This window comes from Streptomyces sp. NPDC030840 (genome assembly GCF_055572015.1).
In genome coordinates, this window is sequence record NZ_JBVIEE010000001.1 from 616,871 (window position 1) to 628,389 (window position 11,519).

The 11,519-nt window shown below is 67.9% G+C and carries 9 protein-coding genes; 5 read left to right on the forward strand and 4 right to left on the reverse strand.

Annotated features, from left to right (window positions below; genetic code table 11):
* Nucleotides 1-2: 2 nt before the first annotated feature.
* A complete protein-coding gene (locus tag ACZ49J_RS02590; protein WP_467447404.1) occupies nt 3-1,535 on the reverse strand; it encodes a GMC family oxidoreductase in 1,533 nt (510 codons plus the stop codon).
* Between the two features lie 200 nt (nt 1,536-1,735).
* On the opposite strand from ACZ49J_RS02590, the gene ACZ49J_RS02595 reads away from it, so the two are divergent.
* Both ACZ49J_RS02595 and ACZ49J_RS02600 read left to right on the forward strand, forming a co-directional pair.
* Nucleotides 1,736-2,017 carry a hypothetical protein gene (locus ACZ49J_RS02595; protein WP_467447406.1) on the forward strand — a complete coding sequence of 94 codons (282 nt, stop codon included), beginning with the start codon at nt 1,736-1,738 and terminating at the stop codon, nt 2,015-2,017.
* Between the two features lie 284 nt (nt 2,018-2,301).
* Complete coding sequence (locus tag ACZ49J_RS02600; protein WP_467447407.1) at nt 2,302-2,484, forward strand: hypothetical protein; 183 nt, start codon at nt 2,302-2,304, stop codon at nt 2,482-2,484.
* Between the two features lie 267 nt (nt 2,485-2,751).
* Here ACZ49J_RS02600 and ACZ49J_RS02605 read toward each other — a convergent pair whose 3' ends face one another.
* Both ACZ49J_RS02605 and ACZ49J_RS02610 read right to left on the reverse strand, forming a co-directional pair.
* On the reverse strand, nt 2,752-3,165 hold the full coding sequence (locus ACZ49J_RS02605; RefSeq protein ID WP_467447409.1) for a PIN domain-containing protein: 414 nt from the start codon (nt 3,163-3,165) through the stop codon (nt 2,752-2,754).
* The gene (locus ACZ49J_RS02610; protein WP_467447411.1) at nt 3,162-3,419 is read right to left on the reverse strand and encodes a type II toxin-antitoxin system VapB family antitoxin; all 258 of its coding nucleotides are present in this window, start codon (nt 3,417-3,419) and stop codon (nt 3,162-3,164) included. Before ACZ49J_RS02610 ends, ACZ49J_RS02605 begins: the two co-directional genes overlap by 4 nt.
* Nucleotides 3,420-3,741: 322 nt before the next feature.
* Between ACZ49J_RS02610 and ACZ49J_RS02615 the strand changes: the two genes are divergently transcribed.
* Complete coding sequence (locus tag ACZ49J_RS02615; RefSeq protein ID WP_467447413.1) at nt 3,742-3,918, forward strand: hypothetical protein; 177 nt, start codon at nt 3,742-3,744, stop codon at nt 3,916-3,918.
* A 368-nt stretch (nt 3,919-4,286) separates the two neighbouring features.
* On the forward strand, nt 4,287-5,417 hold the full coding sequence (locus tag ACZ49J_RS02620) for a hypothetical protein (protein ID WP_467447415.1): 1,131 nt from the start codon (nt 4,287-4,289) through the stop codon (nt 5,415-5,417).
* Nucleotides 5,418-6,555: 1,138 nt separating this feature from the next.
* On the opposite strand, the gene ACZ49J_RS02625 is transcribed toward ACZ49J_RS02620, so the two are convergent.
* Nucleotides 6,556-8,007: an arabinofuranosidase catalytic domain-containing protein gene (locus ACZ49J_RS02625; protein ID WP_467447416.1), complete on the reverse strand. Its 1,452-nt coding sequence runs from the start codon at nt 8,005-8,007 to the stop codon at nt 6,556-6,558.
* A 1,181-nt stretch (nt 8,008-9,188) separates the two neighbouring features.
* Between ACZ49J_RS02625 and ACZ49J_RS02630 the strand changes: the two genes are divergently transcribed.
* A complete protein-coding gene (locus ACZ49J_RS02630; protein WP_467447417.1) occupies nt 9,189-11,492 on the forward strand; it encodes a beta-L-arabinofuranosidase domain-containing protein in 2,304 nt (767 codons plus the stop codon).
* Nucleotides 11,493-11,519: the final 27 nt, after the last annotated feature.

Below are 11,519 nucleotides of genomic sequence, written 5' to 3' on the forward strand. Positions count from 1 at the left end.
GATCAGGCCTCCAAGCTGGTCGAGAGCAAGTCGGCAGCCTTCTCGCCGACCATGATCGTCGGGGCGTTGGTGTTGCCCGACGGAACAAACGGGAAGATCGAGGCGTCGGCGACGCGCAGGCCCCGCACTCCGCGGACCCGCAGCGCCGGGTCGACCACCGCGTCGTCGTCAACTCCCATCCGGCAGGTGCCGACCTGGTGGTGGTAGGTGCCAACCGAGCGGCGTACGTACTCGCGCAGGTCATCGCGGGTGCGGGCCTGCGGGCCGGGGGCGGCCTCAACCTTGCGCCACTCGTCGAACGCGGCGTCCCCGCCAATCTCCCGGCAGATCTCGACGGCGTCGACGAGGGCTTCCAGGTCGTACTCGTCGGAAAGGATGTTCGGGTCGCACAGGGGCGCGGCGGCAGGATCGGCGGATTGCAGGCGCAGGGTGCCGCGCGAGCGCGGACGCACGATGCCGGGCGCGACGGTATAGCCGTGCTCGGGCATCTCGTAGCCCTCGGCGGGATACACGAGGTGCAGAAAGAGCGGCTGCAGGTCCGGACCGGGCCCGTCGTTGCGTTTGCTGTCGGTGTACAGCTGCGCCTCGAGCAGATTGTTGCGGCCGGCCGGCAGTTCGCGGGTGGACTCGTACACGTTGCTGACCAGCAGGTGGTCGTGCAGGTTCTCACCCACGCCCGGCAGATCGACACGGACGTCGACGCCGACCTCGCGCAGATGGGTCTTGGGGCCGATGCCGCTGAGCAGCAGGACCTTGGGTGACCCGATCGCGCCGGCGCACAGGATGACCTCGGCGCGCGCCGACGCCATCTCGGTGGTCCCGCCGATGGAATACTCGACCCCGGTGGCCCGATCGCCGTCCAGCAGAACCCGGTGTACCAGCGCGCCGGTCGTCACGGTCAGCAACGGGTTGTCCAGCACCGGCAGCACGAACGACTGCCAGGCGCTCATCCGCCGCCCGTCCCGGACAGTCATGTGGTTGTAGCCGACCCCAACCATATTCTCGGCGTTGAAGTCATCGGTGGGCTGGTGGCCCAGCGAACGCGCGGCCGCGACGAATGCTTCGGCCGCCGGGTGCGGCGCGCCGATCCGGGTCACGGGCAGCGGGCCGCCTGCGCCGTGCCATGGGGAGGCGCCGTCGACGTGGTCCTCGGAGCGGCGGAACAGCGGCAGGACACTGTCCCAGTCCCAGCCCTCGCAACCAGCCGCGGCGTATCCGTCGTAGTCGCTGCGATGGCCCCGGATGTAGATCATCCCGTTCAGCGAGCTGGAGCCGCCGAGAACTCGTCCGCGCGGCCAGAACAAGGAGCGGTTGTTGGCATGCCGCTGCGGCGTGGTCATCACCGCCCAGTCCAGCGGTCCGCCCAGCAGTGCAGGCCAGCCCTGCGGGCTGTGCACCTCCGCGGCCTCGTCGACCGGTCCGGCTTCGATGACGTGGACCGAGCGGCCCTGGTCGAGGAGCCTGCGGGTGATCACGCTCCCAGCCGATCCTGCTCCGACAACGACATAGTCGTGATTGATGGTCTGGTCAGGCATCGGGACCTCCTGGTTGCAGCTGCCCTGACGATGCCGTTTCACAAATGTTTCCGTCTTGCGTCAACGCGCACGCTCTCTGCGACACATGCGCCCTCGAGTCACCGCTGTCGTTGCCACGGCTGCCGGAGCCGACCGCCCGGGACGTGGTGTTCGGAGTGGCGTGCCTTGACGCCGGAGGCCGGATTCTGGCCCGGTCGACCGTGGCAAGCCTGCAGTGGTCACTTGGCGACCAGATCCGGTTCACCATCCGCGACGGCCTGATCGTCGCCATGACCGACCCGGTGGGGGAGCGGGACCTAGGGGAGCACGGCCTCGTTCGGTTGCCGGTCGCGGTGCGCCGCGCCTGCCGACTGCAGACTGGAGATCGGATTCTGCTCGCTGCCCTACCCGCCCGGCAGCGGCTGATCATCCACCCGCCGGCGACCCTCGCCCGGCTGACCGCAGCCGTGCACGAGAGCGTGGCGGGCGGTGAGGGCCGATGACGGCGTCTCCGGAGGTATCTTGCCGCGGCGCGACTGGTGCTCGCCCAGATGGGCCTCAGCGCGGTCGGACGACGAAGACCGCGAAGGCTCGGTGAGCCTCGGGCCAGGCTCGTACAGAACGACTGCACAGATCGATCCGGTGCGCGGCCTGCTGCCCACTGCCGCCGCGTAGCAGTCTCGGTCGCCTGGGCCGCCGGGGCGAGGGGTGCGGCAAGCAGGAGCGCGGCTCCGGCCCGGCACCGGCCCCCGTCCGATGGGGATCGACGGCGACCGGCGGACCGGTGATGCGGAAGACCTCCGACCTCGACCTGGACGGCCTGCTCACCACGCCTCTCGACTACACCGACCCGTCGCAGCCGCCGACGCGCACCGTCTCCATCTCCCGAGCGGACGCCGACACACCGGGCGGTCTCAAGCTGGGCAAGACCTTCGAGGGCCCCAGCGGCAAGGGCTACACCTTCAAGTGAGCCCTGCCCCCGACCCACGGAGCGAGCAGAGTTCCCAGCTCTCCGTCTCCGACCACCGGCCCGGCGGAGCGCGCGGGGGCTGCCTGGGTGGGCAGGGGCCCGGGCCGGGTGCCGGGAAACGGCCCGTTCTGGGAACGGCCCATCCGTGGGGGCGGGTGCACGTGCAGGGAATGTGGACCGCTCGTCGGTGGGGTGTCGCCGCGACACCATCACCGGGCGAGTGGTTTGGTGAGCGGCTTGGCGCCCGTCCGTGCGAGCGGGCGGGCTCTACTGTCTGACGTCGATCGTGCGGACCGGCTGCCCTGTCGTACGGGCGATGGTCTCGAAGTCGCGGTCGTAGTGGAGCAGGGTCAGTCCGGCTTCTTCCGCGGCGGCGGCCACCAGGAGATCGACGGGGCCTGCGCTGCGATGCTCCCCTTTGGCGGTCAGTTGCTCCTGGACAGTGCGGGAGCGGCGGTAGACGCCGTCCGGCATGGGGCACCACGTGTAGTGGGCGTCGAGTGCCGCCTTCAAGCGGGCGCGGTCCGTGGTCGAACGGGCCGAGTAGAGGACTTCCAGTTCGGTGAGGTCGCAGATCGCGACGAGGCCGGCGCCGATCCTGTCGTCCCATTCGGCCGTGTTCTGGCGGAGCAGGACGCGGGCGAGGGCGGATGTGTCGATGAGGTAGTCGGCGATGGTCACTCGCCCGCTCCGGTGTCGCGGTCGTCGGTTGCCGAGCCCGTGGGGCGGTACGCGCGCTTGTCCAGCAGCAGATTCATGTCGAGAGCGCCGTCGGCCGCCAGTTCACGGGCTTCCTCGAGCGCGCGCAGCCGCCGATAGCGGGCCGTGACTTCTCGCAGCGCGGTGTTGATGGTGTCGCGCTTGGTGGCGGTGCCGAGCTCCTTGGCCGCCGCCTCCAGTGCTTCGTCGTCGAGATCGATGACCGTCCGACTCACGATGACCTCCTCCGCCCGGATGTATCAATTAGAGTGTATCAATATACAAGATCCTTTGTGTATTGCTGCCGGTGGAAGGGGAATCCGCTGCGGACGGGTTCGAGGCTCCTCTCCGAGCTGGAACCAGGAGCCCCGTCCCCTTGTCCCTCCAGGACGCATTCGGGACGAGGGCCGCCAAGTTCCTCGAAGGGCTCAATCTGGACCGCGCAGGCCGACTTCCAGGCAGATCTCCTCTTCCACCCCGCCAGGCCGAGCTGGTCCCGGGGCTGCCGGAGAGAATCCGCCGTTTCAAGGAGGCGGTCGACAAGATCCGATCTACCGCGTGCTGCTCGGCTTCTACGCCGTCGCCGCCAACCCGCGCGTCCGCGACGCCCTGGGGCACTATGGCGAGTCGTTCACCGAGGGGATGTCCGGCGATCCAACGCAGGTGGAAGCCGTCGAGCAGGGCGGTGATGGTGGTGGCGAGGTGTTCGACCGTGTAGGGCGCGCGCCCGCGTAGCCCGTAGGCGTCCAGCAGCGTCTGGTACGCCTCGCTGGCGGCCTCCCTCGCCACTCGGGCCGCCTTGACGGTGTTCGACCAGTTCAACGAACCGGTGTAGGTGGGCGCGCACGTCCATGCGTCGATGAACTCGCCGAAGGCCGCCCGGCAACGTCGCGGCGGACGCCTTTGTTGCCGGAGACGTCGAGAGGCGCCGGAACCGGCGCCTCTCCCAGTTGGTCACGAGTCTTGGCATAAGGTGCGGTCGAGTTGATGTTCGGATCGTTCATCCATAGTGATCAAAGGGCAGATCAATCATGCCGTTCACGGTGCCTCAGGCGGTGATACGCCGAACCGAACGTTGGCTTGTCCGGCGAGGTGCACCCACGATGATCGAGGGGTACGGCTTCGTCGATCACGCGCTCCCCCGAATGCTGCCGTCGCTGGCCGTCGTGGCGCTGGCCAGCCTGGCCTGGCTCGTCCCGCTCAGATCCGCAGGCTCGCACGGGTGGATCCTCCTCGGTGGCGTCGCCGTGATGACGCTGGCCGCGTGGGGCGCAAGTACCGTCCTCGTCCAGCGGCTTCCCCGTTTCTCGCACAGGACCGCCATCGCGATCCTCGCCGCGTACGCCACGATGCCCGTCGCAGTACCTCTGTTGCAGCTCGCCGTCGACGGAGCCGTCACACCGCCGGGCGGCAACGTGGTCGGGCTGCTGGGTTTCGTGATCTTCTTCGCCGCCGCCTTCGTCGCCACACTTCTGGCCACCACGTACGGTCTCGGCACACTGCTACGCCGGGCGGTCCGCCACTCGGCCTTCGACCTGCGCAACAGCGTGCACCTGCTGGGCCGGGCGCTGCCCGCGTTGCTCTTCGTCACGCTCTTCCTGTTCTTCACCGGCGAGTTGTGGCAGGCCATGAACCGGCTGGCGTGGTGGCGGGTCGTGCTCGTCGTCGTGCTGTTCGCCGCGATCACCGTGCTTGCCGCCGCTGCCCGCCTGCGCGACGAGATCGGCCGGGTCGAGCAGGACCTCAGCCGGTCCACGCTCGCGGCGGCGTGCCGGGGCACTCCCTTGGCCGATGTGCCGGTCGAGCGGCTGGCGCCCGACGGTCAACTGCCTGCGATGCCGTTGACCCCACGGCAGGAACGCAACCTGCTGCTGATGCTGGCCAGCCGCCAGCTCGTGCAGGCGGCGGTGGTCGGCCTGGCGCTGTTCACCTTCTTCCTCGCCCTGGGCGTGCTGGTGGTCACGCCCGAGACAGCGGAACAGTGGATCGGCGAGAAAGCACAGAGGTCTGCCCTTTTCCCCGTGATCCCCGTCGCGATGTTGCGGAACGCCACGCTCTTGGCTGCGTTCGGCAGCATGTATTTCGCGGTCACTTCGATGACGGACGCGGACCATCGACAGCGGTTCTTCGCGCCGATCATCGACGAGATCGAGCACGTGCTCACGGTGCACGCGGTGTACCTGGCCGTGCGCGAGCGGGCCCCAGCCGCGCCCCAGGGCCCGGGCATCGGATGACCTCTGGGCCGGCCAGGGGCATCACTCAGCACAGGACTGTCCTGCGATGACGTCTTCCGAGGGCGCGATGCAGGATCACCCACGGAACCGCAGCGGCGATCCGTATGAGAGGCGCAAAGAACAGCAAAGTCATGCCGTTGGCTCCTGCGCTGCTGCCGATGTCACAAGCAGCCCATGCCCTCCCGATCGCAGCGACGGTCACCACTGCGGTCAGCCCACTGAAGAGGACACCGAAGCCAATTCCGCTGAACCAGCGGTTCGGAGGACTCGGCGGCTCTGCTTCCACGATCATCTCTCCCGCCTCGGCCTGGATGCGGAGAGCACCAACGCTCTGAAGCAGCCCGCTGGGCCCTGGCCTGCCCTGACACCGGTCAGTCGTTCTTGGGCTTCCGGAAGCCGTCTCCAGCAGATGAGGCTGCAGGCGAGGGAGACGAAGGCGTCGTGGAGTTTGCCCAGGCCCTCGATGTGCGGGCCGCCCTTGCGGGAGATGACCGGCAGGATCCTGCGCTTGCGCAGTTCTTCGCGGTGGGGTCGAGTTGTAGCCCTTTTCGACCACCGGTGTCGCGGCGGGTTGGAATGGAAACCCGCTGCTCGCAGTTTCGGAGCCCGGCTCTCAGCTGCAAGGACGGACTCTGCCGCGGCTGAATTCGTCCATCCGGGACGCGTGCTGGACGCAGGTTGGACACAAGGATCGGAAAAGACTGGCAAGGGCCGAGAAGGGCTGAGGCGCCAGACCTCGTATGACCTGGGAAAACGACCAGGACGAGCATGGATCGACAAGGGTCACCAAGATCCTCAAAGGACTCATAATCCGTCGGTCGTGGGTTCGAGTCCCACCCGCCCCGGGGCGCCAAAGGACGCGGTGGGCACCAGCCGCCCCGCATGGGGGCGAAGGACATCGTGGCGTTGTCGCCTCCCCAGCACTGGTCCCCGGATGCCTTGAGGACCTTGTTGCCGCCGCTGTCCAGGAGCGTGCCTCGCTTGCGGGGCAGCGTGGCCGGCCGCGTCGTGCCGCCGCGGTCTCGGCCGACTCATCGCCGCGTCGGTACCCCGGGTTCGGCGAGCCCTTCTGTGACGGCCCTGCTCGGAGCCGAAGAAGGCCGTCAGCAAGCTGACGGCCCTCAACGAGCGATCGAGGCTAGCTGCGCAGGCTCCACTTCTGGCTGGAGCCGCCCCAGCAGTCCCACAGCTGGAGCTTCGTGCCGTTCGCGGTACCGAGACCAGCGGCCTCCAGGCACAACCCTGACAGGGCATTGGTGATCGTGCCGTCGGCGTTGACGGTCCACTGCTGGTTCACATTCCCTGTGCAGTCCCAGATGGCGGCGGGAGTGCCGTTGGTGGTGCCCCAATTGGAGGCTTCCAGGCACTTGTTGCCGTACACCCTCAACTGCTTGCCGGGCGTGTAGGTCCACCGCTGGTTCGAGCCACCCCAGCAGTCCCACAGGTGCAGCTGGGTACCGTTGGTGGTGCTCAAGCCCGGCACATCCATGCACCGGCCGGACCCGGTGCCCACGACCTCCTGGCCGACCTCCGCGTAGCCGGCGGCGGTGATGTTGGCCTGGACCGCGTCCTCGGTGGCGTCCGACGGGTAACCGGAGGTCATCACGCCTTCGTAGAAGGTACCGGCGCCCCAGATGCTGTTGTCGCCGCCGATGCCGAGGACGATGGCCCCCTCCTTGTGCATCGGGTTGTAACCCGGGTCGCTGGGGCGCGGTCCGCTGTAACTGGTCGACAGGCCGCCCGATTGCGCGTCACCCGACCGGATGGCCCAGAGGTTCGCTGTGCCCTTCACGATGGCGTGCAGGAAACGGTGGTTCACGCTCGGGTTGTTCGCGTTGAAACCCCTGTTGACTCCGGAGAACACGCCCTCCTCGAGGTCGGCCATGACCCAGGGGCCGTTGCCCGCGCCCCAGCCCCACTGGTTGCTGTTCCCGAAGTAGATGGCTTCCATGTGGCCGTTGCCGGTGGAGGCGTTGCCCGGCTCGGCGTTGCCGTAGTCGAAGCAGCAGCCAGGGCTGTAGTGCGTGCCGTCGAGGACGGCGTAGATCCCCTCCGGCTGGTCTCCGGTCGCGATGCCGTTGGTGTTGTTGTTGCGGTAGCCGGTGCCGGGAGCGATGAAGACACCGTAGGCCTTGCTGCCGTTGACCTTGACCGGCGCGGCGGTCGCGTCGGCGAGGTTGTCCGGGCCTGGCGCCGCGAGGCCGCCGGGCGCCTGGGTGAGGTGGTTGCCCCGACCGGACTGGTCGTAGATGACGGTGATGACGCAGCTCGTGCCGGCGCAGAACGAGTCCTGTGCGGCGGCGTTCGCGACGCCTCCGGCGCTCAGTACGCCGATGTCGCGGGTGGTGTTGTCCGACGACCGTCTGACTTGGTACAGCGGGCCGTTGTAGGACCCGTACAGGGCGCGGGTGGTGCTGTGGGCCGCGACGCAGGGTGTACTGCCCGCGAGGTAGATGTCGCAGGGCCCTTGCGTGGCGGCGTGCGAGGTGCCGGGGGAGACGACCAGGCCGGCGAAGGCCAACGCCACCGTGCCCAAGGAGGCGACCAGCCTGTTTCTCAGTCGGCGGGAAGTGCGGAACGCAGGCAACATGAACTCCCTTGTCCATGGGTGTGGATCACCAGACGCGCCCGGCCGAGTCAGCGGTGGGGCTGTCGGGGGCGCGGGTAGGTATGGGCAGCCAGACTCCTTGTCAGAGCCGCCCGAATTGTTAACGCTCACAACCTTGCCGCGGCCGTCACCTGACTGACCGTTCCGCTTGCGCCATCACTATCAATGAACGCCGGATTCCGGTCAAGACCTGCTCAGCCTCTTCTCTTTGTGAACGCGAGCATGCCTTCCTTCGTGCGGTCACCGCGTTCCCAACACGCCGGCAAGAAGGCGGCGTGGGTCTATCGGCGGCGGTGGGCGACGGCCCCGTGCTCGCCCGCGAGGGGGCCCGCACACTGAGCCGGTTGCGGACCTCTTCGGACAGGTGGGCGGATCCCCCGCACCGTGGCCCAAGTGGTGGCCTCAACTGCCCGCTCGCCGAGGACAGTCAGCGATCTCACTGTCTGAGAACGCACGAGCCCTGCAGTGGCGGTCGACCGATTCTCCGCCTCTCGGTGCTGACAGCAGAGTTTGCGGCTCTGGAGACTCGCCGGTCCGTCCGACGGGATCCGGCTCTCGCTACCGAGGGCGGCCACGAGCCCGACCGCCGCGAAGCAGCAACCCCACCCTGTTTCATGGCTGTGATCTCAGGCGGCCGCGCTCTCGGACCCGGGTCCCGGACCTGGCCTGTCGGGTGGTTCGAGCGTGGGGGAGTCGGTCACTGACGACAACGTGGCAGACGCGGGTGCCGGGCCCCATGACGTCGGCATGTTGGCCCAGGCCTGGGTGCAGTCGGACTCACCGGTCGCCGGCGCACACAAAGCGCGCTCCGGTGGTGTCGGTGATCCTCGCACCCCTTCTCGGTACATCCCATGGATGGCTGGGCTGCCACGGCGCCGGTCGGACGCTCATCCGGAGGTGGGCAAGGATTTTGTGCCGCAAGACTAGACAGAGGCAGCGTTCATATCCGTTAATCCATCCCATGTGTCAGCGAAGATCCTTGTTCCATATTTCGGACGACGTTTGAAATATCGAACAGCGAGGAAGGTGTCGTCGGTCTGTCGGCCGTAAGGCCGCCACGTCGGCAGCACACAAGGCCGTGACGCGCCGCGTCCGACCGTCGGACGTGTGAGCCGGCACATCAAAAGTCCAAGCAGCGGTTCTGCCGTATCGAAAGGTGCACAATGTCTTCCTCCGTTAGTAGACGGCGCCTCCTGCAACTGGCCGGGGCCACCGTAGCCGCCTCTGCCACCGGGTCCTTCATTGGCGCATCTCCCGCCCAGGCGGCGGCCGTTCCTCCCGCAAGGGCTGACATCGGGGCCCTGGCGCACCCCTTCGAGCTCGGCCAGGTCCGGCTCACCGCGAGCCGGTGGCTGGACAACCAGAACCGCACGCAGAACTACCTGCGGTTCATCGATGTCGACCGGCTGCTGTACAACTTCCGCGCCAACCACCGGCTGTCCACCAACGGCGCGGTTGCCACCGGCGGCTGGGAGGCACCGAACTTCGCCTTCCGCAGCCACATCCAAGGGCACTTCCTCACGGCATGGGCACAGCTGTACGCCGTGACCGGGGACACCACCTGCCGGGACAAGGCCACCCACATGGTCGCGGAGTTGGCAAAATGCCAGGCCAACAACAGCGCCGCCGGTTTCAACGCCGGGTACCTCTCCGGCCTCCCCGAATCCGACTTCACCGCTCTCGAGCAGGGGACCCCGCGGGGCGTGCCGTACTACACCATCCACAAGACCCTCATGGGCCTGCTGGACGTATGGCGCCACATCGGCAGCACACAAGCCCGGGACGTGCTGCTCGCCCTGGCCGGCTGGGTCGACCTGCGCACCGGCCGGCTGACCAGTGAGCAGATGCAGGCCACGCTGCGAACCGAGTTCGGCGGCATGAACGCCGTACTGACCGATCTCTACCAGCAGACAGGCGACGCGCGATGGCTCACCGTCGCCCGGCGGTTCGACCACGCCGCGGTGTTCGACCCCCTGGCGTCCAACCAGGACCGGCTGAGCGGACTGCACGCCAACACCCAGGTGCCCAAGTGGATCGGGGCCGCGCGGGAGTTCAAGGCGACCGGCACCACCCGCTACCGGGACATCGCCACCAACGCCTGGAACTTCACCGTCAACGCGCACACCTATGCCATCGGTGGCAACAGCCAGGCGGAGCACTTCCGCGCCCCGAACGCCATCGCCGGCTACCTGAACAAGGACACGTGCGAGAGCTGCAACACCTTCAACATGCTCACCCTCACCCGGGAACTGTTCGCGCTGGACCCGGACCGGGTCGCGTTGTTCGACTACTACGAGCGGGCGTGGCTGAACCAGATGATCGGCCAGCAGAACCCGGCCGACGACCACGGCCACGTCACCTATTTCACCCCGCTCAACCCGGGAGCCCGACGCGGTGTGGGCCCGGCGGTGGGCGGCGGCACCTGGAGCACCGACTACGGCACCTTCTGGTGCTGCCAGGGCACGGGCCTGGAGATGAACACCAGGCTGATGGACTCCATCTACTTCCGCAGTGACAACACCCTGATCGTGAACCTGTTCGTGCCCTCGGTGCTCAACTGGTCGGAGCGCGGCATCACGGTCACCCAGACCACGTCCTACCCGACCAGCGACACCACGAGTCTGCAGGTCACCGGCAACGTCAGCGGAACCTGGGCGATGCGCATCCGCATCCCGGGCTGGACCACCGGGGCCACCATCAGCGTCAACGGCGTCACGCAGAACATCACCACCACACCAGGCAGCTACGCCACCCTGACCCGCTCCTGGGCCTCCGGCGACACGGTCACCGTCCGCCTGCCCATGCGGATCGTCATGCGAGCGGCCAACGACAACCCGAACCTCGTCGCGGTCACCTACGGCCCGGTGGTCCTGTCCGGCAACTACGGCGACTCCGCGCTCAGCTCCCTCCCGACGCTGACCACGTCCTCGATCAGGCGGACCAGCAGCAGTTCGCTCGCCTTCACCGCCACCGCCAACGGCTCCACCGTCAACCTGGGCCCGTTCCACGACGCGCACGGCCACAACTACACCGTCTACTGGAACACCAGCGGCACCGTCCGTCTCGCCAACGTGGGCAGCGGTCTCGTGCTGGGCATCCAGAGCATGTCCACGGCCAACGGTGGCCGCGCTCTGCAGTGGCGTGACTCGGGCACCGCCGACCACGACTGGGAAATGATCCCCGACAGAGACAAGGTCCGCTTCCGCAACGCCCACAGCGGCAAGGTGCTCGGTGTCTTGGACATGTCCACGGCAGACGGCGCGACCGTCCTGCAGTGGACGGACAACGGCACCGCCGACCACAGATGGATACTGCTCGACCAGGGAGACGGGACCTACAAGATCCGCAACGAGAACAGCGGCAAGTTGCTCGCCATCGCGGACAACTCCACCGCTGTCGGTGCGTTCGCCGTCCAGGACTCGGACGACGGCACCGCCGACAACCGGTGGCGCATCGTGAGGAGCTAGTGCCCCAACCAGGCAGGAGGGCTTCCG

Coding starts and splice junctions, on each gene's coding strand:
- ACZ49J_RS02590 (WP_467447404.1), bottom strand. CDS start 1,535: ATGCCTGACCAGACCATCAATCACGACTATGTCGTTGTCGGAGCAGGA.
- ACZ49J_RS02625 (WP_467447416.1), bottom strand. CDS start 8,007: ATGTTGCCTGCGTTCCGCACTTCCCGCCGACTGAGAAACAGGCTGGTC.
- ACZ49J_RS02620 (WP_467447415.1), top strand. CDS start 4,287: ATGATCGAGGGGTACGGCTTCGTCGATCACGCGCTCCCCCGAATGCTG.
- ACZ49J_RS02600 (WP_467447407.1), top strand. CDS start 2,302: ATGCGGAAGACCTCCGACCTCGACCTGGACGGCCTGCTCACCACGCCT.
- ACZ49J_RS02630 (WP_467447417.1), top strand. CDS start 9,189: ATGTCTTCCTCCGTTAGTAGACGGCGCCTCCTGCAACTGGCCGGGGCC.